Here is a 20,984-nt window from a genome sequence, read left to right as displayed (position 1 = left end):
GCGGCATGACCCGGTCTCCTTCTCCTCCTCGATGGACGGCTTGTCAGGCCGCGCTGCTACCGTTCCCGGCCAACTAGTGCGCAGGGAGCATGGCGTGGGTTCTTTCAGTGAATTGATGGTCGTGCGCGCGGATCAGTCGGCGCTGGAGTTGAAGACGCTGCGGCCTCACTTGATCTGTGCCTGCGCGGCGGATACATCCTGCTGGCACAAGTGGCATATAGCCGGCGGCGGTTGGCAGATCGTCGATGTTTCCGGCGCCCATCCGGGCGCCAGTGGCTTGTTGGCTCCGCTCGTAGCGGAGACCGGTGCTCCCGTGCTGGTTGCGCACCTGGTTGACAGCGACACCGCGTATCTGGAGGCACTCGGCCCTGAGTCCGGCGCATGGGAGGGCTGGATAGAGGCGTATTTTGCGCCCGAGTATGCGGCTGACCGGCTGGTGGGCGACGCCCTGAACGAACTTGCCGATCGGCTGGCCGCCGAGCTTCCGGAGCGTGCGAAGCGGGCCGTCGCGTGGGCGGTCGAGGCAGGCTGGGCACCGGACTACGACCAGGTGTTGGCGGCGATGCGAGCAAAAGAGACCTTCGCCGAAGATCAGCTCATGAACGTGCTGAACGCCATGGGTATGCCTGCGGCTGGATGAGTCGGATTGCTGCGTGCAGCATTAGGCGGTTGGCCGCCCCGACGATGACGGAAAGCTGCATCCTGAACTTCGCGCCACAGTCGAATTCAGTCGGCTTCATGCCGTGCCAGGCGCCTGCGGAGGTCAAGGTTCTCACCCTGGGCGACTTCCAGGGCCAAGCGCAACCTTGCCACCTCCTGGTGATGGGTGCGCTGCTGATGCGCAAGGCGGGCGCTGAGCGCCCTTACGGCGGCCGAGGTCGACGAGTCGACCGGCGGGTCCGGCGGAGTGGACCCGGATTTCGTGCGGTGCCGTTCAATCTGGGTGCGCAGTCCCGGACTGCGGTAGAGGAAGTCGGTGCTCACGCCACCACGTCGGGCGACCGCGGCGAACGTGACGGGCGTCCCGGCCTTGACCAGTTCGGCGAGCGCGGTGCGGGCCCGTGCCTCGGCGAGTTGGGATCGGGAGCGGGCGGCTTGCCGAAGGTGTTCAGGCAAGGGGGTCATGCGATCGATTCCTGGTGACGGAGGGCGGCGGTTCGGGGCGGTCGGCTGTGCCGGCTCCGCGGACGGCTCGGAAACGGCTGTGCTCGCGGACGGCCACCTGGTCCAGGGCCACGAGGACCTTGGTCAGGGCGCGGCTCTCGGCAAGGCGGCCGCCGAGCCAGATGTTGTCCTCCCTCATCGGCTCGCCGTGGCGGGCGGTGAACTGGGCCTGCCGGTGGGCGATCAGTGCCTCGGTCTGGGCGAGCTGGTGGCGGAGGTCGTCGCGGTGGCTGGCGTCGGTGACGAACTTGTCGCACGTCAGGCAGGCGTTCCCCTTGCTGCAGACCTGCCGCGGCGGGAGCATGCACCAGCCGTTGGGGAGCACCCGATCGGCGCGCTGGTCGAGATGGAGCATGTCGTAGAGGTCGCTCGGTTCGATGCCCGCCGTCCTCCCGTCGGCGGTGACCTTCTTGTAGCGCAGGAACTCGCGCTCGGCGGTGGTCGAGAGAGTCTTGGCGTAGTGCATGGTCATGGTGGGGCTCAGGTGCCCCAGGTAGCGCATGACGACATGGACGGGGACCCCGGCGTTGATCAGGTCCGTAGCACGGGTGTGTCGGAAGGTATGGGTCTTGGACACCGCGACCTGGCGGCCCGCGCTGTCGGTCACCGCCATCAGTTTGGTCAGGACGCCGAGCCTGTGGTGGAAGGTCGCCGACGCGTAGGGCCGCAGGCCGAGCCGGTTCTGCCGGGTCTGCACGAACAGGTAGACCGGATCGGTGCCCTCCGGCGCGCCTTGGGACGCAATGAACTCACGCGCCCACGTCTGCTGGACGCGGACGATGTCCACGATCTCCTGGTCGACCGGGATGACCGCCGGCCCCCCGCCGGTCACCTTCGTCTGCTGGTACTTGAGCCGGGCGACGAAGCCGGCCCCGTCCGCCTCGCTGGCCGGCCCGGTGCCCGCAAGCGGGAGAAGCGGGTCGAAGTCCATCATCAGGACCTCGTTCATGCGCCGCCCAGTGCGGATCAGCAGCATCAGCGCGTGGAACGCCTGCCGATCGTTCAGACCGCCCTCGGTCTTCGGCGCCGCCAGCAGTCCGGATCCGGCGGCGATTCGGTGCACGACCTCGTCCTCCAGCGCCATGTCTTCTGGCAGCTGGTTGGTGAGCCGGGGCTTGTCGTCCAACCGGAACAGCACGCTGTAGGACGCGTCGAGCCTGCCCCAGCGCGGATCCCCGAGCACAGAGGCCGCCTCGGCCCGGTGGTCGTACATCCAGCGGAAGAACGCCTCGACGGCGACCAGGGTCGAACGGCGGCTGTTCTTGGCGAGCCGCCCGCCCTTGTCCGCACCAGAGAGCGCCGAGTAGCCGTTGAGATGGTCCACGAACCCGCGGACCCACGGAGAGGAGACCAGCAGCGGCCCGGTGCATCCAACCCGGTCGATGTACGCCTGGAAGCGCTTCATGGTGTCCATTCGGCTCTTCACCGACGACCAGACGTACCTCTCCGTCGACAACTGCACCGACAGCCACCACTTAACCGCCTCTCTGAGCCAATCCGCCCTCAGATGCACGAAGTTGGCTACGTGCCGGCCACTGGGCTCGTGGTCCCGCTGCAGGATCCTCCTGTCCAGCGCCGGATTCCACAGGTTCAGCCGCCACCACTCGCCATCGTGGTAGGCATACGCGAGCCGGTCCTGGATGTGCTTCACGCTGTGCAGGACAACCGTCGCGATGTTCTCCCCGGACGACAGGCCCGCACGCACGCCGGCGGCACGAACCTCCCCAGCCCATTCCTCATTTGACAAGGCCGTGATCGAGCGTGCCGACCGCGCCGGCGGTCCGCCGTGCTCGAGGGCGAGGGCGAGCCCGCGGCGCAGGCGGTTCAACCGAGCCGGATTGACGGCGTACCCGTCCCCCACCTGCTGGTCCACGAACCAGGCCAGCTCCCAAATCATCGGCTCAGGGAGACCCACGAAGCTGACGGCCTGAGTGAACCAGCCCCTCGCCTTGTCGATCGCCTGCTCCGCAAACGCCTGCCGGTAGTCGTCGGGCATGTTGGAGTCGAAGCGGTCTCGCCGATGCCCGTCCGGCAGGCTGTCCCAAAGCCGACGGGCCCGCTCCTCGCTGAACAGATCGGCGATCGGCAACCGCGGGTCCCGCTTGTCCTGAGTCTTACGGCCGTCCGGACCTCCGCCGGGGAGCCTCCCCGCAGCCTGGGCCGGGACGAGTGCCAGGTTCGCCTTCATTCCGGCCTTCCCCAGGATTGCGTGATCCTCTGCCAGTCGGCGCATGCCCGAAGGTCCGCATCCTCGGTCACGTGGGCGTAGGTGTTGATCGTGGTCTGCACGTCGCGGTGCCCGAGTCTGCGGCTGACCACGTGCATCGGCACACCCGCCAGCAGGAGCGCCGTAGCGTGTGTATGCCGGTACCAGTGCGGCGTCATCTCCCTTGGCAAAGAGGGAAGTTGCCCCCTTCTCGCACCTAGGTGCTTGTAGACGCTCTCGGGCCTCAACGGAGCGAACCTGCGGCCGCGGTGCAGGTTGCAGAAGATGTACGCGTCGTCCCAGTCCTCCACCTCCACGTCCGCGCCCGCCTCGCACAGCGCCCACACCCAGTCGCCGTACAGGCGGTCCAGCGCCGAACCGACGAAGATCCGCCGGTAGCCGCTCTTGGCCCGCACACCGTGGGGGTGGTCCGGCCGGTGGACCACCTCGATCCGCGCGGTCGTACCCGTCCCGGCCTGCCAATCGCGGTGGCGCAGCCCGAGGGCCTCGCCCAGCCGCATACCGGTCTCCTCCAGCAGCGTCCACAACAGCCGGTAGCGCAACTCTCCGGACCAGACGCCCTCGTCCGGCACCCAGGCCGCCTCCGCGTTCCGCAGCACGGTCATTTGCCCGGGGAGCAGCACCGGAGTCGGCTTCGGGCGAACCCTGACGTTCACCACGCTCGAACGCCGACCGAGCTTGCGCGCCACGTGCTCCAGAAACGGCAAGTATCCGCCCGGCCGACTGTTCACCGTCTCGTAGAGCCGGTCTGCGACCTCGACCCCACACGCGGCGTGGTAACGGTAGAAGCCCATCACCGCTCGGACCCGGCTCGCGACCGTGGCATCCGCCGCCCGTCCGCCGCCGTCGATCGCGACGGCCTCCGCCGCCACACAGCCGCGGCGCAACTGTCCCACGAACGTTCCGAGGTCGGTCACGCCGATGGCGTTCCATGCCTGCGACCGCCCCTCCAGGAAGGACCACCACAGCGCCAGCCCCCGCGCGTACGCCTTGACCGTGTTGGGCGAGGAGTCGACCGAGCGCAGGTACTCCAAATACCGCTCCACCGGCCCCACCACGCTGAAGTCGTCCGCGAGCACCGTCCACGTGCAGCCGCCCTCGCCCCGCACACGCTGGCTGGAGGTCACCACCCCTCCCCACCGTGTCGACAGCGTCAGCGGCACACACCGCTCCACCGGATAACGCGACGCTGACACGAGAGACACGGACCGAGATGTGTCTGTCGCTGACGTCGAAGACGCTCTCGCCCAGGTACGGATAACACCTGGTTCCGCTCGCTGAGGCCTGAGACAGCGAGTGAGCATAATTGCGTCACCCGCAACTGGTCCTTGACGGCGTCTTTGGGTGTCGTCATTGCACGGCTCCACCCTCCGCGGTGCTACCGCCGCTTGGCGAACCAGGCAGCGGTGGGCGGAGTCTGCGTTGCTCGCCCTATCAGGGCGTGGCCGCATCGGCTGCCGACGGACGGTGACGCCCACGCCGAGGGGGTTGAGCCGCAGCGTGGCGCGGTGACGAGCACGTCGAAGCCGTAGGCGCGGTAGAAACGCCTCGGGTCTTCTGCGACGGAGAACTGCCCGTAGAACCAGTGCCACGGCAGCTGCGCGCGTAGTACTCCACCACGATCTCATCTGGTCTCGGAGTCCGGTCGCCTTCACCCCGGCCGAGGGACGAGGTGTGGAGCGAGGTGCCAGGGATGGGCATCCTCCACCGGCACCGACTAACGCTCATCGCGTACGAGCAAGGTCTCGGCCGCGCGCAGCGGCGCCCCCGCGGCCTTGACCGACTCACCGGTTTACGCCGGCTCCAGAGGCCGGGCCTATTGCGGGTCCGTCATGTGGGGCGGGTGGCGGCTAGGAGTCCTGCGTGGGCGACGACTCGGTCGACGCGGGTGGGGCAGTAGAGCTCTTTGCCGGTCCACAGATGGCAGTCGCATCTCGGGTCGGATTGTTGCCAGTTGGTGAGCCAGTCGGCGGCGCGGCGGAGGGCTGTGGTCAGGTTCTGCCGCGGGCGGGGTCCGGTGTGGGCGGCAAGAGCCAGGACGGCATAGCCGGTCTCGCCTGCGGTTGCCTGTTGGCGGGTGCCCCAGCCGCCGTCGGGTGTCTGGGCGCGCAGGAGGGCCTTGATGCCTCGGTGGGCGGCGGGGGTGTGGTGGAGCGCGATGACGATCTGGGTTGTGGTGTAGATCCAGGAGGTGTGCCATTTGTCGCCGGTCCACCGCCCGTCCGGGTGCTGATACCCCACGCACTGGGAGTCGTCCTGGCTCAGGTTCGGAACCGTCAACGTCGGCGGGACGATTCTGCTGTTCGTCGTCGAGCACGTGCAGGGCACGCTCACGACGCTGGGCGTAGTCCTGGTGCTCGTGGCCCTGGTGCTCAGGCTGGGATTCGTCGCATTTCTCGGGTGCATGGGCGACGATCACCCGTTGGGCTGGTATAGCTGGGGGCATCGGCCGCGGCGCAAGCTCCTGCACAAGGTCCCGTCGGCGGCACGGATGCCCCCCGAGACGGTCTGGCGGCCGGGGGTCTCCGTCTACCGTTGGCGGTGACGTAAACCGCACGCGCAGGTGGGTACGTCATCAACGGATGCCGGGGGCGGAACCCGGTGCTATCGGGGACGTGCGGCCCGTCCCTGACAATGTCGACGCGTGCCGAGCCGCCGGCGCCCGAGAACCTGTCAATCGACCTGGCCGGCCACGAGGAGCGCCCCCTCTTCCCCCATGCGTCTGGGCGACTCCTCGTCGCCGAGGGTCAGGCAGTTTCGTCGTGAGGCGGCACGACGACGAAGTGAGCGTTGCTGGGGTCGGTCAGCGCGGTGAGCTGGAAGGCGTCCCACCCCTCGCGGACCTCGCCGTAGGCGCGGGTGAGGTTCCAGGCGTCGACGGTGACCCAGCCGCGGACCTGGACGTCGAACTTCTTCGTCTCGGCGTTCCACACGAGACGGGACTGCCCGTCGTGCGAGACGTGCGTGACGTCGCCGTGCTGATGCTTGCTGTAGACGTGGGCCTTCGGGGCCTTCTTCGGCATGTTCGTCCCCCTTGCTGCTGGTCATCGATATCTGGCAGCTGATCTGGAAGCCCCCACGAGTGCCGCGGGGTCGTAGCGCGTGCTCAGTCCTCTGCGGCGGGCAGTTCCTCGTACCAGTCGAGGAATCGGCTGACGGAGCCGCCGAAGTCGTCGTTGACGAGCTGATGAAGCGCCCGCTGGTCGTGCCCTTGTACCCAGTCCCCGGAGGGAACAGGCTCGTTGCAGCCGCACCGGCAGATCCCGGCCTCGAGTTCATGCCGGAAGTACGCGACAGGGTTGCGGCTGGTCGTGGGCGCCGGGTCGTCGCTGCCGATGAGTGCATCGTGGATCGGTTGGCCGGGCTGCAGCAAGATTCCGGCGAACCCGCGGCGGTCCCCGTTGGTGGCCCACTCGCCGATCTGAACGACCATGCGGACCACACCGTCGCCGACGATCACGGCGTATTGTTCGCGCTCCGCCCGCTCGCTGAGCTTCCACCAGCCGCGGGCCGCGTCGTACACATCCTGCTCGGTCATCGTGGGGTCCCAGCCGGTCAACTGCCGGACGAGGAACGGGTGCAACGGAGTCTTCTCTCCGCCGTTGCCGACGTACTTGCGCTTGCCCAGGCGGATACGGATCATCTTCCGCCTCCTGAAAACCCTAATTGGGACCGTCACGCAAGACAAGGAAACGTCATCCATCGTGAAGTGTCAATGCTACAAACACGCGAACGGATAGCGAGTTTAAAGCAATCTGCCTGGCGCGATGGCGAGGTTCTGCCCAAGCTGTGCAACCGGTGCGTGGACGATGGTCGCCGACGGCAGCGAGCTGGGATGCAGGTGTCCGTGACCAGTCCGCGGTCCATGCCCAGGACGTACGGTGCGACGGCGAGCGGCTGGTCGCCTCCTGCCTGCAGGAGCACATGCAGACATTGGTCGAGGAACACGCCGAGGAAGCGCACGGTGTCGAGCTGGACGCCGCAGCCGATCAGCGACCGCGCGTCGCCTGGCACCGCACTGAACGTGCGTAGGTGCTGCTCATTCGAGAACATGCCCGGCATGGCGGTTCCCCGGTTGTGGCGTACGTGCCCGACCGCCGTCGTCCTACGGCTGAGCGGCGCGGCGCGCGGCGCGAGTCTGTAGCCGCCGATAACGTCCGTGCAGGTCAAGCGGGCATGTTGGTACTCGCGGATGGTGCCGCCGAGTCGGTCGTGTCTGCGTATCCGCAGGCGCTCGATCTCGTCGGGTTCGGTCATCGATTCGGGCAACGGCCGCAGTGGCGCGGCTTGGTGGAGCGCGGCGTCAATGGAGGCCCGTCGGTCCTGAAGAAGATCGTGACGGCGTGGCGACAGCTGACCCAAGACCGCCAAAGCATCGAGTTGGTCCTCGTGACCAACAGGGCCCCGACCCCGATGACGTCCTTGTGTCCGTCCGGGACGCACGCACCCGACTCTTGATGTCCGAAGGCGGGAGGAGACGGACCGCGGTCAGGACTCGGCCAAGCGCGCGGCCGCTGGGCCCACAACTCCGGTCTGAACGAGGACGAACTGCGCAAGCTGCTATGCGTCTTGCGCTTCGATCTCGCACGAGACATGGTGCGTGCTGAGGAGCACCTCCGGCTGCTCATGGCCGCCACCGGCTTGCGCCACGACGCACAGGCAATGAAGAGCGGCGCCAACTGGTTGCGGAAGACGTGCGAGAGGGCCACCGCGCGCTGACCCAGGAGATGGTCAGGTCCGCCGTTGACGCCTTGGACCTCAAGGTCGGCCCCGCCCGGGCCGTCCTCTCGATTGCCACCCTCAAGCCAGGCCCACTGGTCGACGCGGCCGACCACAGGCTCGACTGGATCGACGGCGACTCTGACTTCGCCAAGCGCCGCCCCTCCAACCGCACACCATGGCGGCAGCTCCAGGCGGACATCGAGGCCGCCCCAGGGCGTCTCCCCGTCGGCACCACGGCCGTCTCGATCACAGGCGGCCTCCGGCTAGCGCCGGCCTTCCTGGTCGGCACAGCCTTCCGCATGGTGACCGGCGCGGACCTCGCCATCATGCAAGGCGTACAGCTCTGGTCCACCAAAGACCCGTACGACTCCGCGCTCGTTCCCGGCCCCGAGGAGCACAGTGTCGGCCAGCGTGACGAACTCGCCGTCGCCATGGCCACCGACCCCACCGAGGACGTTCTCACCTACCTGCACGAGCAGACACAGGCCCGTCACGAAAGATCGAGGTTAGGCCGCGCCGGTCAAAATCCGCCGCTGAGTCACTAGGTAGCGACGCAAATCGACAATAGAGCAATTTGCCGGGTTTGCCGTCGTCTCTCCGGGATGGATCGGATCGACGGAGTTCGCTTCGGCAAGCTTGTTTGTATAGTCAGCCACAAGGTTGACCAGAGCCTCGGACTCCTCGACAGAGAACTCGAGAGCGATCACGCCACGGTCGGAGTTCTCCTTCACGGCATCCAAAGCGGAGATCAACTGCGAGAGCAGATCCGAGTTCACACTTCCGCTGCTAATGGCCTCCAAGTAGGCAGCGAGCGCGGCATTGTAGCTCTGAACACACTCCGGAACTTCGGGCTTCGCTGGCTGTTGCTTTCGCTTCGCAACCCAGCCGACCACCCCGCCACCTACGGCTAGGGCAACGACTCCCAGGCCGATGACGACGACCTTGGGTTTCCTGAGTCCCTTCGCGAACGCTGCGCCTACGGCGGAGTCTTGGTTGCCGACTACCCTTGAGACTTCCCGGATATGAGCAGTAATGCCGGTGCTGTCGCGAATCGCGGCGGTGCCGAGCGTCCTGAGTTCGCCCGTCGCCAGCCCCTTGGCGATCTCAACGGGTACGTCGTACGTGATCTGTATGAACGTCATGATTCCTCTTTGCATGGGCTATTACGTCCGGGGACATGACTATAGATCCGTGTACCGAAAAAATCCGGGGTTCCACACGATCGACGCGGAAGCCCTGGCCGTGACAACGAGGATCACGATGATGCCGCGGCGCTGATCCCTTCGGGCCGAGATCCTGCCGACCGGCGAAGCCCTGGGGATCGCATGCTTCCGGACCTCATGGATGGAATGTTCGGCCCACAGCGAGGTCGTGCGGACGAGCGGTCGGCCGTCGACGCGCACCCGGGCACGGACGACCTCGCGTTTGCTGATGATGTCCAGCAACACCATCAGTTCGTCGTGTGCCGCGACATCCGGGTCGACTGCGCCGCCGAGTTCGGGCAGCCCTACGGAGACGCCGTAGTGCGCGAAGCGCGGTGCCATCGTCACGACCTGCCCCCGGAGCGTTCGCTGGATCTGATGACGATCGCGTTGGATCCGACGAAGTGCCGCGCAGGCGGAGATACGGTTGTCCGCCAAGCAGTTTCTGTGGTGGCGCAGTGGGTGAACGGGGCTTGGAGGCGTATCCGGTCTGGGCTGCGTCAGCCGCGCCCGTCGCCTGCCATGCCGAGGCGCGCTTGTTCTTCTTCGACGATCTGGCGGGCCAGTTCGGTGTTCGAGACGTCGACGGCGTCCGGGGTGGCTTCGGCTACGGCGCTGCGGCGGGCGTAGGCGTCGAACAGGCGGGTTTTGTCCGCGAGCATCTTCACCATGCGTTCGTCGACGCCTCCGGTGGCGAGGAGGCGGTGCACGCGGACCGGTCTGACCTGGCCCATGCGGTGGGCGCGGGCTACTGCCTGGTGCTCGATGGTCGGTTTGATCTGGGGTTCGCAGATGATGATCACGGAGGCGGCCTGCATGTTGAGGCCGACGCCGGCCGCTTGGATCTGCGCCAGGAGCACTGCGGGTCCCGAGACGGCGCTGAAGTCGTCGACGAGCTGCTGTCTCCTCCCGGCCGGGACGCTGCCGGTGAGCGGGCCGAGCACCGGCGTCCCGCCGGTGGGACCCGCAGTGAGTGTGTCCTTCACTACGCCCAGGACGTCCTTGAAGTAGGAGAAGACCACGGTCTTCTGCCCGTTCTCGCCGGCCTCGCGAACGATCTCGCGGAGCCGACCCAGCTTGGCGGATTCCGCAGGGCGCATGTACGCGGCTCTGCGCATCGCCATGAAGTTGCCGGCACGCACGGCTTCCCGGTACGCCTCCTCGTCCGATGCGCTCAGCTTTTCCCACTCGTCGGTCTGCTGGAGGCTGGGTAGTTCCGTCAGCACATCCTCCTGGTTGCGCCGCAGGTAGACCGGGGCGACGGCTTTGCGGAAGGCCACCGATCCGACCGGCGCGTCCCGCGCGCCCAAGGAGTCCGCGACGCCGCGGTCGAGCATCCCGACCAGGTTGCGGAACTCCACCACCCTGTTTTCCATAGGGGTTCCGGTCATGAAGAGGCTGCGCTCACACCGCTCCGTCCACTCGGCGATGGCCTGGGACCGCCTGGCCTTCGGGTTCTTCACCGAGTGAGCTTCGTCGACGACGAGCAGTCCGACCTCCCCGCCGCCCGGCGTCGGGAACCCACGCATCGCGTCGAACGTCGTCACCCCGACCCCGCCCCGGCCCTTCCAGTCGGCGAACGCGTCGTGCCGATCGGGGCCGTGAAGCACCATGACGCGCAGGGCGCTGCGTGCCTCGATCTCCCTGGTCCAGTTCACGATGACGCTCGCCGGGCAGACGACCATGAAGTGCGTCTGCCCCTCGGCAGCCAGGTGTGCCAGCACGGCGATCGCCTGGATGGTCTTCCCGAGGCCCATCTCGTCGCCGAGTATCACCCTGCGCTGCGCAAGGACGAACCTCGCGCCGAACGCCTGGTAACCACGCAGCGAGACCCGTCGGTGCGCGTCGTCGAGTTGTTGGGCCCGTACGCGCTCGGCGATCTCCTCCGGCAAGAATCCCTCGGCGGCGGCCGCGTCCGGCAGCCGTCCGGAGATCTCGGCAAGCAGGCTGTAGTACTCGGCGGAGCGGATCTCGAAGTCCACCCATGCCGCGATGTCGGATGAGGATCCGCGGAGCAGGTCCACCGACGCCTGGGCAAGCAGCTCGGGGAGGCCCGCCTGCTTCGCTTCGTCTACGAGCGAACGGATCTCGCCTACGGCCGCCAGGGCGCGCGACCTCTTCTCCTGACCAGCCAGAAGCATGCGGAAACGCCCTGCGGCGGGCCTCGCGTCGGCCAGCAACGGACCAAGCCGTCCCGACAGAGCGGCGGCCGTGTCCACCGCCCGCCGGGCGTCCGGGCCCGCCTCCACCAGTACGTGCAAGGCCATGACGAGCGCCGTGGTGTTCGGTTCCGGCCGGTCCACGTCAATGTGGACGGTCACTGTCTCGTGCGCAGCCTCGGAAAGCCGACGGGCGGCGGCAAGCACCTGGTCGACGGTGCGCTGCCCGACACCGGAGACCTGCCGCAACCGATAGGGACCCGCTTCGAGGACTCGGCCCACTGTGGTGAGTCCGCTCTTCTCGAGGTTCCCCAGCCGCAGGCGTCCTTCAGTGAGGTCCTGCAGTCGGGCGACGGGGATGGCGTCAAGCTCCCGCTTGGCCGCGGCGTCGTGGATCGGCTTCAACGCCGCGCGTACAGCCTCCACCGCCCGACTGTGGTCACCGGCCACTGCCTGCGCCGCCTCGTACAGTCGCGCTCCCCCCGCGACCGTGTCCCGCTCACCACGCCCCACGCGTCCCCACCCCTTAATCGCCGTCCGCGCATCCTCCCACCGCACCCGGCCCACTCCGGTCGCCCCCGAGCAGGCTGCCGACGTCCGGACATGCGCAGACCGCCTCACCCGGTCCGCCGCAAGACAGCAGACCGTCTTCCGAGGGGCGTCGCCCACCACGCTCACCCCGACCTGGACCAAGCCCGGCCACCTCTGATTGCGTCCGTCCCGGACTCGTCAGCGACGCACACCACGCAGCGACCCTGCATGCTCAAGCTCGCCTTTCTGTACGGGACTTCCTCGATGGCGCCGTGTTGGCGCGGGCGTTCCGCGCCGTCGGGGCGGGAGGAGACGCATCCGCAATGACGGTCTACGGCTGTTCGTGGCTTGCCGGCCGGGCTGCGCCCCGTAGTTCGTGCGGGTGAATTGGTCGCAGTGCGCCACCCTTTCGAGGGCTGTAGCTCGCGTCTGGCCCAACCAGGAAGTAGACAGATGTGTCGAACCCCTACCTCCAGGCCGTTGCAGAGGGATAACGTTGCGGAGGCCGACGTCGTGTATCGGCCCATCCATGGCAATGAGGAACTGACCTGCATGGCGCCTGTGGAGAACGGCCCGGTCGACGTCGAGCAGTTGCGTGAGCGCGAGCGATTGCGGCGTGCCGAACGTGCGTTGGCACGAGCCCGTGGAGAGTTGCCGCCGCTCGATGCGGAACGCCGTGCCGGCAAGACCGCCAGGATTTTGGCACCGCCTGCTGCGCCGCCGGTCGCCGTTTTCTCCCACGCTCGGCCGTCGGCAACGGCAGCGATCCCGGCACGCTTGGTCGCGGTGTTGCAGCGTTTGGCCACAGATGTCGGAGACTCCGACGTTTTCGGTGATCTCGGGTCCGCCACCGACGAACCGCGTTTGGTGGACGTGGTGTCCTGCATCGAGTTGCTTCCGCCGCTGCACGGCGTCGAGTATCTGATCGAACTGACCCATGCCGGCCTACCAGTCCTGGACACAGGCACGCTGACGCGCGCCGAGGGATTGACGGCCGGTCGCGCGGACTTCGACGGTGTCGAATCCACGTCCGCTTGGGCGTTGTTCACGGCGTGGCTCGCAGCCCGCGGAGGCGAGGCGCTCCCTACGTGGGCGTGCCTCAGGCTGGCGGGCGAACTGCCGCTGAACCTCCTCGACGATCTCGTGGAGGCTGATTGGCTGCACCCGGATGACGCACGAACTCTGGTACAGAAAGGGACAGAGGCCCTCCCAGCCGACCGCGCCGTGTATCTGACCGCTCGAATCGCCCCCGCGTTGCTGAGTGACACCGACGTTGCCGACCTGGGCTGGGACGACGAGACACGCCGCCGCCGCTTCACGTCGGGAGAACGACTAGCCCCACCGTCCGAAGGCCACGACACGTGGAGCATCCTCTCGTCCTTCCGGGACGGCGAGACGTCCGTGCTTCGAAGCGAGCCGACGGCCGCGCTCAGGCCCGGCGTTGCCGACTTGGTCGGCAGATTGCGCCGATGCACGTCGAACTGCAGCGTGCTCTCCGACCTAGCCGCCGACAAAGGGCTCTGGGGCCTCCTGGAAAAGCTGCTGCCGCCCGGTCAGGTGCTGTCCGCCGACTCCGAGTTCACCGCGTGGGCGGCTGTCCGGCGGATGTACCGGATCCTTGCCGACGCACATGTGGATGCGCTTCTGGCGGCCGATGGGGGTGCCGCCGCATTCGGCGCGGCATCCGTACAAGCCATGGCCCTGCGTTCGGAAAGCACCAGGTGGTGGCAGCAGCGGGCCGATCGCGAAGCCCGTTGTGTCCAGGCCTATCTCGGCTATCTCGACGCTACGTCGGACAACGGAGAACGGCTCAGGCACGCCAAAACGCAACTCGACCAGATCCGGCCCAAGCGTCGACCACGGGAACGCCCTGGCAGGCAGCGCGGCGCACCGCCCGAGTACCTGGCCCGCGTGTCCGCGAACGTAGACCTGCTGGACCATTTGCAACATGTCGGCAGGCCTCGCGACGTACTCAACCCCTACCTGGCTCTCGGGGTCCCCCACGACTCCGACGCCTCGGATTGGCGGTCCGCCTGGCGGTTTCTGCGCCAGACCGTTCCCACGGAGTGGATCGAAGAGATCAACGCTGCCAAGGACCGCATCCAGCGGCGTGAGGACGCCCGGCGCAAGAACGAATCCGCGCCAGAGCTTTACGCGTTCCCGCTGGAGCCGTTCCGGTGGCGGGCCCCGTCCGTCGTCTCCCCGTGGTTTCGGCCCCAGGCCGAACCGCTGCGTCGGCGCAGCGGCGTGTCGACGGGCGCGGACGTGCGGCGTCTTGCGGAGGATGCGGCGCACGAGATCATCCACGAGGCCGCGCAGCGCTGCGCGCCGTGACCGGCGAGCGGACGCCGTGCGGGACTGGGCGTCCCCCGCTGCCCAATGGGACGACGACAAGGAACATCCGGTAGATCATGGTTAAGAACAAGGACGCCAAACGTGCCGCTCAGATTTCGGATAAGCGCGAAAGGCGGGCTGCCGACGCGACAAAGCTCCCGCAAGGCGGCGGATCTCCGGTGCCGCGGCGGGAGGCCGCGTCCGGCGGGCAGCAAGGCGCCCGCCGGAGGCCGAGCCGCCCCGCAGCCGCGAACCGGCAACCCGAGCAGACGGACGGTTCCAGTCCGTGCGCGGCGTCCGATACCGATGTCGCCTTCTCGGCAGTGAACGAACTCACGGATGCCTCGGCGCTGTTCCGGAAGCTGTCCGTCCAACTCGGTCCCCGGGTGGAGAAGGCCGCCGTCAAGGCGGGGACGACTGCCGCGCAACAGTTGCAGAGCAAACTGGTGCAGGAGCTGGACGAGGCGATCAGTCAGGCCATGTCGACCGCCGGACAGCTGGGCAGCCTGGTCCAGCGGCATGTGCAAGCTGCGATCGACGACGCGTTGCGCACCGCTGTGCTGCAGGCCACGCGCGTCTACGAGCAGCATCTTGCTCAACTGGTGCTCATCGACCGCACGGTCAGCCAGGCGCGCGACCTCACGACTGTGCGGGCACGGGTGGATGCCGAACTGCGGCGGGCGGGAGTGCAGCGCATTGAGACCTGGGATGATCTGACGCTCTTCGACATCGCTGCGGATCCCGGCAGCGAAGGCATGTCGGCTGAGCCCGCCGGCTACCGGCTCGTAGCGCCCGCGTACGTGGAGTCGGCGACCGGACGGGTCGTGCAGCGGGGCAAGTTGATGCCGGCGGGAGGCGCGGAGGCTTCGGTGCGTCCGGCCTCGGCAGCCGACAAGACCGGGACGCAGGACAGAGTAGGACGTGTCGGAGCCGGGCACGTCGCGGCGCCGACTTTGGAGGAAGGGCGATGACGTTCGGCATCGACTTCGGCACCAGCAACTCGGTCGTGGCGCGCTGGACAGGCAGCGGCACCGAGGTCGTGCCGGTGGACGGCGGCAACTTGCCTGCCGAGTGGAATCGGCCTGGTTTCGACATGCTCTTCCCATCCGTGGCCGCGCTGCGCGATGTCCAGCGGACTCTCTGCTTTGGCTGGACCGCGAAGTGCGGGCCGTCGGAACCGGTCGACGCGGTCAAGCGCATGCTGGCTTCCCACCCGAGGACTGCCGCGGGCGGCGGTCGACGCGACGCCCCGGGCAGTGGGCTGCCCGCCGTCGGGGAGCACGAAGTCTGGTTCGGCGACGAGCCGTACCGCAGCACAGCCGTTGCCGCCGCGTTGTTCGACCGCATGCGCGACGGGGTACGTCGCAATCTCCGGGATCTCGACGAGGCTGTGGTCACGATCCCGGCGAACGCTTCGGGCGCGGCCCGGTACCGTACCCGGGCGGCGGCCCGGTTGGCTGGCATCAACGTGAAAGCCCTCGTCAACGAACCCACCGCGGCCGCCATCAGTTACGCCCATGACTTCCCCGGCGAGGGCCGCTTCCTGGTCTTTGACTGGGGCGGCGGGACGATCGACGTGACCGTCCTAGAGCACTACGACGGGATTTTCGACGAGCGTGCCTCGCGTGGCATCACCGCGCTCGGCGGCCTGGAGTTCGACGAGGCGCTGGCGACGCTGGTCCTCCGGAAGCTGGGCCGGATACCGGAACACCTCACTCGGAGGGAACGGCGCGGCTGGCGCCGCGATGTCGAGCTGACCAAGATCGCTCTGGCGCAGCCGGGCGTCGAGGAGGTGCTGTTCGAGACTCCGGACGGTAGCCAGTCGGTGGTCGTGCGGCGGGAGGAGTTCGAGCAGGCTGTCGCGCACTTGGTCCGCGACGCGTTGCGCCCGGTCGAGGAGTGCCTCGGTGACCTGGGGCTTGGCCCGGAGGTGTTGGACGCGGTGCTCCTGATCGGCGGGACGTCCCAGATACCGCTGGTTCGCCGCGAGGTCGAGGAACTCTTGGGGATCGACGTGGTCGACTCGGCCCTCTGCCACCCAATGACGGCAGTCGCCCGGGGCGCGGCGATCGCCGCCGCCGAGATCGACGGGCTGGTCGACGACGCCTGTATCTCGGTGGCCACGACCCACGATCTCGGCCTCGCCTTCCCGGCCGGCGACCAGATAGGTTTCGCCCCGGTCATCCCGCGCTATTCGACGCTCCCGGCCCGGGGCAGCCGGAGCGCGCAGCCGGCGGTGCAGGGCGCGTCCAAGGTCCTCCTCGACATTGTGGAAGGCGACAGCAGCCGAGCCGCGGACGATGAACGCACGTTTCCTCTCGCCCGACTCGAACTCTCCATTCCCAGACCTTCGTTGGCGCCGGACGAGAACCGCTTCGATGTCGACTACCGGTATGACCGCAGCGGGATCCTCAAGGTCCGTGCCACGCTCCGGAACAACGGTGCCGTCGTGCTGGACAAGGAACTCGACTGCTTCGGGCCGGATGGGACACCACTGGCACATGGCCTCGACCGCGACATGGCCAAGCTGCTGTCGCGGATCATCGAACCCGCGCAGCGCCGTGAACCCCCGGGCACGCCGACGGTGCCCGCACCCCGCCCCCCCGCAGGTCGCCCTGCCGAGGTGCGGCCGACTGCCGCGGCTCCGGCCGAAGCACTGCCGACGTTGCTATTGGACGGGACCTCAATCGCCTACGCCGGGCGCCGCGACGCTGGCAAACGTCCGCCCGACTTCGCCCTCGTCTCCAGCGCGATGGCGGCGCTCCGCCGGGATTACCCGCAGCACCGGGTCATCTGCGTCGTGGGCGACCACTTGCTCGACCTGATGGAGGACCAGGACCCTGCAGCGATAGAGGCGGCACGGGACACTAGCGGGGACTTTGTCATCCTCCCCGATCCATCAGGCCCGGCGAGCATGACCGGGCTCATGGAAGTGGCGGAACGGAAGAACGGCGCGGTCGTCTCGATGGACAGCCTGACCCGCTTCGTTCAGGCGTACCCATGGCTCCGCACCCCCGGGCGACTGGTCACCGCGATCCGCGTCGACGACGACTGGATTTTCATGGCCGGCAAACCCGCGTGACCCTGGCAGAAGGCGGGCGCGATACCGGTTCCCGGCAGCAGCCAGGAACCAAATTTCAGCCGTTTACTGGACACGCCCGCGCAGTGCGGTGCTCGCAGACGCAACCGACGCACCTGGGGGATTCGATGCCGGAGTTCGAGGACGCAGACCTTGATGAGATCCAGACCCCAGTACCTCTATGCACAGTGACCGGGGGCGGCTGGCGAGTTGGCGGTCCACGAGGCAAGGTTCTTCATTACACGCGCGACCGTGAACGGCGAACGACGCAAGTACCCGTCGGTGGATTTGCGGCTTGACGCGTGCAGTGCTCACGCAAGTCTGCGTAAGCCGCGTCGCTGGAGCACGTCGTACTACGTCGACGACCTGGAAGACGCAGACCGGCAGACCGCGGAGCAGCTCGACCGCGCCATGTTCTTGATCCAGGACCCTGCCGACGCCTTGGGAAAGAAGTTGGCGAAGCGCGCAAGCGTCAGCGAGATCGTCCTGCAGCGTTACGCGAGCACATGCTCGAATGCCTGGGGATGGCGTGTCCGTATCCGGGCCTACCTCAAGGTGAGCTACGACGGTCGGCGGCGACCAGCGCCGCGGCGTCCGGCCGACGGGCCCAGGGCAGCACGTGGGTGTGCCCGACGTCGAAGAACTCCGCGACGATCCGGCCGTGCCCCGACGTCAGCGCGTGGGCGTTGAACAACTGCCAGCCCTTCGACGTCGCCGGATCCTGATGGTCCTCGGTCGACACCCGTCCGTAGAAGGCGAACCGCAGGCCTGTCGGAGCCGGCTGCCGGGCGGTGTTGCTCGGGGATTCGGTTGCCCAGGCTGCCAGGCCGGTTCCGGCGGCGGGTGCTTGTTTCGTCGCGGCCATGGCGGTTCGGGTCTCCCGGCCCGAAGGGCGTTCGCGTATGCGCTCCGTCCGATCGTGGACTGGGGTCCCGCGGTGCTGCTACGGCGCGAGGAGGCGACTGCCGCTGCCGGGCGCCGGCCGGCGCGCTGAAGGACGGCAGTCATGCGCGGGCCTGGAGGCGCATGCGCCGGGCTCATGTCTCTGTCACATCCGGGGGCGTTCGGCTGGTGGGCCGGATGGTGCGCGTGGCTTCCGCCTCCATGAATTGCCGTGCCCCCGGCCGCCCTGGCCGAGCAGGTCGTGGACGTGGTGCCGGCGCTCGCGGTTGGTCCGGGCGCGTTGCCTTCGCGCGGTGGCGGCCCGGCCTTGGCCCAGCAAGTGCTGTGCGCGGCAACCTCCTTCCGTGTCACGGACCAGGCCGTGTACCGGCTTCGCAGAGATCACCCACTCATCCGGGGTGTTGCGGCGCGTCACGTGGAAGTCATGTGATGTCGTGGCGATCCCAGCCCGGGGGGACTTTGGGGAGGCTGATGAGGACGTCCAGGCCGAGGTGCTCGGCGAGCATGGCTTTGAGGCCGCGGCCGTCGATGAGTTCGATGCGGCCGTGGCGCTGGACGAAGTCACGGCTTGCCTTGCCGAACCATGAGGTGGTGACGAGGATCGCCTTACCGGCGTTCTTGTCCTCCATGACACCGGCCAGAGCATGGGCCGCTTCCAGGCCGACGACCTTGCTGTAGCGCTTGGCCTGGATGACGCAGGTGAAGCTCATGAGCGGGTCTTCGACCACGGCGACGGCGTCGACGCCTTCGTCCTTGGATTGCTGGGTGACCCAGGCCTTCATGCCTGCGGCTTCGAACAGTCGGCGAATCAGATGTTCGAACTCTCCCGGGGAGACGGTAAGCAGGTCGTGGCGAGCGTCCATCCCGGCGACGACATCGACCTCATCGACGAACTTGTACCGGGACAGGTCGAATTGGATCACCGGGCGCACGGCTTCGAGGTCGAAGGGGTGCGGGGACACGATCGCGTTCAGTGATCGTAGGCACAAGACCGAGTCCAACTCGGCTTCGTCCAGCTCCAGTTCATCGAGCCTGTCACGAGAGGCCTCGACGCTGATCAGGCACGGACGGATCGGTCTGCCTGTGGCGCGGTCCTTCGCGGAGACATGGCCGTTGAAGACCACGGTGTCGACCAGCTGCGGCGGGGTGGTACGGAAGGACTGGTCGAGGATCCGGAGGGCTGTCCGGGCGACCAGCCGACCGTAGATGGCCTTCACCTCGGCCTCCTTGCGGGGCTGAGGGGCGATCTCGTTACGGGCCTTGACGTATCGGTACCCCGAGGCGGTCGGGACCACGGTCTGCCGGGGAAGCTCGAACTCCACCACGAGCTGCCGTTGTTCGGGGGCATAGGTGGCACGGCACTGCTCCCGCTCGCCCGCTTCGTGGATCGGATGGGCGAGTACCTCGCACACCGACCACGCCATATCTTCCGGCCCACCGACATCGAAGTTGCGGCCGACTGCGCGTCGGTGATCGGAGAGGTCCAGGCATCGACGGGTCAACAGCGTTTCGAACCCCGCGACCCGAGCCGCAGCCTGCTGGGTTGATTCCTCCGCGAGGCTCATCATCCGCTCCACGGCCAGGCGTTGTGCTTCCTTGGCCGACTCGGACACGACTCGCTGCTTGTCACGCTCGCGTGCGGCCTCTCGGCGCTCGGCGTCTTGGCGGATGCGCGCGAGTTCCTGCTTGGCCTTTTGCTCGGCCGTGTCGATGCGCTTCTGCTCGCGGCGTCGTTCGGTCTCGTCCCGCAGGCGTTTGCGCTCGGCGGCCGCTTGCTTCTGCTGCTTCGCCTTGCTCCTCAGCCCTGGCCTGCCGCGCGGACTCGGCCGCAACGCGGGCCTCCTCGGCCGCGATGCGGCGCTGTTCCTGCTCGCGGACCTTCTGGCGCTGTTGGTACGCATCGAGCAAATGAGACGTGATCGACTTACGACGAGCCATGAGCCCCCACCTCTGCCCCAACCGCCGTCGCCCGGCGGCCTCGCGGTCACCTCGTCTCAAGGCTAGACAAAGCAACCGACACGGACAGGAGAAGACGGAGAAATCCGCCTACATCAGGGCCTACCCCTGAGACGCCAGCGGGTCCCGGTCCTCGGCCGACGCTTGGCCGTAGATCGCGAACCTCGCCACTTCGTCTCGCCCGTGGTCGGCGGACACGCAACCGTCTCGTCCCCGGCGCCGATCCGAAGGGCTTGCGGCAACCCGGGACGGAAGGACTGAGACGGAGTACCAGGTGCGGTTCAGGCGATCCGGGCTCGGTCCCAGCACGGGTGAGCCACGGACTTGAGGCGGTACACGTCGGACTCGTCGACGGTGAAGAGCACCGGCGCGTCCGGGATGTCGTTTGCCCCCGCGGTCGACGTACCTGACACGACCAGCCGTACGTGCGCTCTCAGCCGCCTCCTGCCCACCCAGGGGTAGGGGGACGGCCGGCGGTAGAGTCGGGCCATGCGAGCACCAGACCGGGACGCCTTGCACGCGATGGTGGCCGAGGCCACCGTCGACTGCTACAACGAAGACGAACAGCTCACCGGTCTGTTCACGATGCTCGAAGAGCACCTCGCGGTGCCGTTCACCACCGAGGTACTCGGCGTCCCGGTCGTCGTCAGGAAAGTCGACGTCGGCGTGGACGGCGGCATCGTCGCGGTGTGCGTGGCGGGTCGGCA

Annotated in this window: 19 protein-coding genes; 6 read left to right on the top strand and 13 right to left on the bottom strand. The window is 67.8% G+C overall.

The window, feature by feature from the left end; all coding sequences use genetic code 11:
* Window positions 1-94: 94 nt before the first annotated feature.
* Window positions 95-640: a hypothetical protein gene (locus tag ABEA93_RS36405; protein WP_345680229.1), complete on the top strand. Its 546-nt coding sequence runs from the start codon at window positions 95-97 to the stop codon at window positions 638-640.
* An 86-nt stretch (window positions 641-726) separates the two neighbouring features.
* On the opposite strand, the gene ABEA93_RS36400 is transcribed toward ABEA93_RS36405, so the two are convergent.
* The 7 genes from ABEA93_RS36400 to ABEA93_RS36370 form a co-directional block, all read right to left on the bottom strand.
* Window positions 727-1,125: a DUF6262 family protein gene (locus tag ABEA93_RS36400; RefSeq protein WP_345680228.1), complete on the bottom strand. Its 399-nt coding sequence runs from the start codon at window positions 1,123-1,125 to the stop codon at window positions 727-729.
* Window positions 1,109-3,352: a tyrosine-type recombinase/integrase gene (locus ABEA93_RS36395; RefSeq protein ID WP_345680227.1), complete on the bottom strand. Its 2,244-nt coding sequence runs from the start codon at window positions 3,350-3,352 to the stop codon at window positions 1,109-1,111. The genes ABEA93_RS36400 and ABEA93_RS36395 overlap by 17 nt, the downstream gene beginning before the upstream one ends.
* Entirely contained in the window at window positions 3,349-4,518 is a 1,170-nt protein-coding gene (locus ABEA93_RS36390; RefSeq protein WP_345680226.1) for a tyrosine-type recombinase/integrase, read from the bottom strand. The genes ABEA93_RS36395 and ABEA93_RS36390 overlap by 4 nt, the downstream gene beginning before the upstream one ends.
* A gap of 703 nt (window positions 4,519-5,221) precedes the next feature.
* Window positions 5,222-5,671 (bottom strand): hypothetical protein, encoded by a 450-nt coding sequence (locus tag ABEA93_RS36385; protein ID WP_345680225.1) that lies wholly within the window; start codon window positions 5,669-5,671, stop codon window positions 5,222-5,224.
* 467 nt (window positions 5,672-6,138) lie between these two features.
* Window positions 6,139-6,414 carry a hypothetical protein gene (locus ABEA93_RS36380; protein WP_345680224.1) on the bottom strand — a complete coding sequence of 92 codons (276 nt, stop codon included), beginning with the start codon at window positions 6,412-6,414 and terminating at the stop codon, window positions 6,139-6,141.
* Between the two features lie 83 nt (window positions 6,415-6,497).
* Window positions 6,498-7,034, bottom strand: coding sequence for a hypothetical protein (locus ABEA93_RS36375; RefSeq protein ID WP_345680223.1), 537 nt, complete (start codon window positions 7,032-7,034; stop codon window positions 6,498-6,500).
* Between the two features lie 32 nt (window positions 7,035-7,066).
* The gene (locus ABEA93_RS36370; RefSeq protein ID WP_345680222.1) at window positions 7,067-7,648 is read right to left on the bottom strand and encodes a hypothetical protein; all 582 of its coding nucleotides are present in this window, start codon (window positions 7,646-7,648) and stop codon (window positions 7,067-7,069) included.
* A gap of 437 nt (window positions 7,649-8,085) precedes the next feature.
* On the opposite strand from ABEA93_RS36370, the gene ABEA93_RS36365 reads away from it, so the two are divergent.
* Window positions 8,086-8,658 carry a hypothetical protein gene (locus ABEA93_RS36365; protein WP_345680221.1) on the top strand — a complete coding sequence of 191 codons (573 nt, stop codon included), beginning with the start codon at window positions 8,086-8,088 and terminating at the stop codon, window positions 8,656-8,658.
* On the opposite strand, the gene ABEA93_RS36360 is transcribed toward ABEA93_RS36365, so the two are convergent.
* The 3 genes from ABEA93_RS36360 to ABEA93_RS36350 form a co-directional block, all read right to left on the bottom strand.
* Window positions 8,620-9,255 carry a hypothetical protein gene (locus tag ABEA93_RS36360; RefSeq protein ID WP_345680220.1) on the bottom strand — a complete coding sequence of 212 codons (636 nt, stop codon included), beginning with the start codon at window positions 9,253-9,255 and terminating at the stop codon, window positions 8,620-8,622. The genes ABEA93_RS36365 and ABEA93_RS36360 overlap by 39 nt on opposite strands.
* Window positions 9,256-9,294: 39 nt before the next feature.
* Window positions 9,295-9,753: a hypothetical protein gene (locus tag ABEA93_RS36355; protein WP_345680219.1), complete on the bottom strand. Its 459-nt coding sequence runs from the start codon at window positions 9,751-9,753 to the stop codon at window positions 9,295-9,297.
* 62 nt (window positions 9,754-9,815) lie between these two features.
* On the bottom strand, window positions 9,816-11,987 hold the full coding sequence (locus ABEA93_RS36350) for a DEAD/DEAH box helicase (RefSeq protein ID WP_345680260.1): 2,172 nt from the start codon (window positions 11,985-11,987) through the stop codon (window positions 9,816-9,818).
* Window positions 11,988-12,518: 531 nt separating this feature from the next.
* On the opposite strand from ABEA93_RS36350, the gene ABEA93_RS36345 reads away from it, so the two are divergent.
* The 3 genes from ABEA93_RS36345 to ABEA93_RS36335 all read left to right on the top strand — a co-directional run bounded on the left by ABEA93_RS36345 (window position 12,519) and on the right by ABEA93_RS36335 (window position 17,421).
* Window positions 12,519-14,339 carry a hypothetical protein gene (locus ABEA93_RS36345; protein WP_345680218.1) on the top strand — a complete coding sequence of 607 codons (1,821 nt, stop codon included), beginning with the start codon at window positions 12,519-12,521 and terminating at the stop codon, window positions 14,337-14,339.
* 77 nt (window positions 14,340-14,416) lie between these two features.
* Window positions 14,417-15,310 (top strand): hypothetical protein, encoded by an 894-nt coding sequence (locus tag ABEA93_RS36340; protein WP_345680217.1) that lies wholly within the window; start codon window positions 14,417-14,419, stop codon window positions 15,308-15,310.
* Complete coding sequence (locus ABEA93_RS36335) at window positions 15,307-17,421, top strand: Hsp70 family protein (protein WP_345680216.1); 2,115 nt, start codon at window positions 15,307-15,309, stop codon at window positions 17,419-17,421. Before ABEA93_RS36340 ends, ABEA93_RS36335 begins: the two co-directional genes overlap by 4 nt.
* A 547-nt stretch (window positions 17,422-17,968) precedes the next feature.
* Here ABEA93_RS36335 and ABEA93_RS36330 read toward each other — a convergent pair.
* The 3 genes from ABEA93_RS36330 to ABEA93_RS36320 all read right to left on the bottom strand — a co-directional run bounded on the left by ABEA93_RS36330 (window position 17,969) and on the right by ABEA93_RS36320 (window position 20,768).
* Window positions 17,969-18,283, bottom strand: a complete 315-nt coding sequence (locus ABEA93_RS36330) for a hypothetical protein (RefSeq protein WP_345680215.1) — start codon at window positions 18,281-18,283, stop codon at window positions 17,969-17,971.
* Between the two features lie 460 nt (window positions 18,284-18,743).
* Entirely contained in the window at window positions 18,744-20,222 is a 1,479-nt protein-coding gene (locus tag ABEA93_RS36325; protein WP_345680214.1) for a restriction endonuclease, read from the bottom strand.
* A gap of 336 nt (window positions 20,223-20,558) precedes the next feature.
* Complete coding sequence (locus tag ABEA93_RS36320; RefSeq protein WP_345680213.1) at window positions 20,559-20,768, bottom strand: hypothetical protein; 210 nt, start codon at window positions 20,766-20,768, stop codon at window positions 20,559-20,561.
* On the opposite strand from ABEA93_RS36320, the gene ABEA93_RS36315 reads away from it, so the two are divergent.
* On the top strand, window positions 20,767-20,984 hold a 218-nt coding region (locus ABEA93_RS36315; RefSeq protein WP_345680212.1), incomplete at its 3' end, for a calcium-binding protein. The two genes, ABEA93_RS36320 and ABEA93_RS36315, sit on opposite strands and share 2 nt — an antisense overlap.

The organism is Yinghuangia aomiensis, from assembly GCF_039542225.1.
In the GTDB taxonomy this organism is placed as follows: domain Bacteria; phylum Actinomycetota; class Actinomycetes; order Streptomycetales; family Streptomycetaceae; genus Yinghuangia; species Yinghuangia aomiensis.
Note: the sequence above shows the minus strand (reverse complement) of the source record. Positions and strands in the feature narration are given on the sequence as shown.

Coding starts and splice junctions, on each gene's coding strand:
- ABEA93_RS36400 (WP_345680228.1), bottom strand. CDS start 1,125: ATGACCCCCTTGCCTGAACACCTTCGGCAAGCCGCCCGCTCCCGATCC.
- ABEA93_RS36395 (WP_345680227.1), bottom strand. CDS start 3,352: ATGAAGGCGAACCTGGCACTCGTCCCGGCCCAGGCTGCGGGGAGGCTC.
- ABEA93_RS36380 (WP_345680224.1), bottom strand. CDS start 6,414: ATGCCGAAGAAGGCCCCGAAGGCCCACGTCTACAGCAAGCATCAGCAC.
- ABEA93_RS36375 (WP_345680223.1), bottom strand. CDS start 7,034: ATGATCCGTATCCGCCTGGGCAAGCGCAAGTACGTCGGCAACGGCGGA.
- ABEA93_RS36370 (WP_345680222.1), bottom strand. CDS start 7,648: ATGACCGAACCCGACGAGATCGAGCGCCTGCGGATACGCAGACACGAC.
- ABEA93_RS36360 (WP_345680220.1), bottom strand. CDS start 9,255: ATGACGTTCATACAGATCACGTACGACGTACCCGTTGAGATCGCCAAG.
- ABEA93_RS36340 (WP_345680217.1), top strand. CDS start 14,417: ATGGTTAAGAACAAGGACGCCAAACGTGCCGCTCAGATTTCGGATAAG.
- ABEA93_RS36335 (WP_345680216.1), top strand. CDS start 15,307: ATGACGTTCGGCATCGACTTCGGCACCAGCAACTCGGTCGTGGCGCGC.
- ABEA93_RS36330 (WP_345680215.1), bottom strand. CDS start 18,283: ATGGCCGCGACGAAACAAGCACCCGCCGCCGGAACCGGCCTGGCAGCC.
- ABEA93_RS36325 (WP_345680214.1), bottom strand. CDS start 20,222: ATGCGTACCAACAGCGCCAGAAGGTCCGCGAGCAGGAACAGCGCCGCA.
- ABEA93_RS36320 (WP_345680213.1), bottom strand. CDS start 20,768: ATGGCCCGACTCTACCGCCGGCCGTCCCCCTACCCCTGGGTGGGCAGG.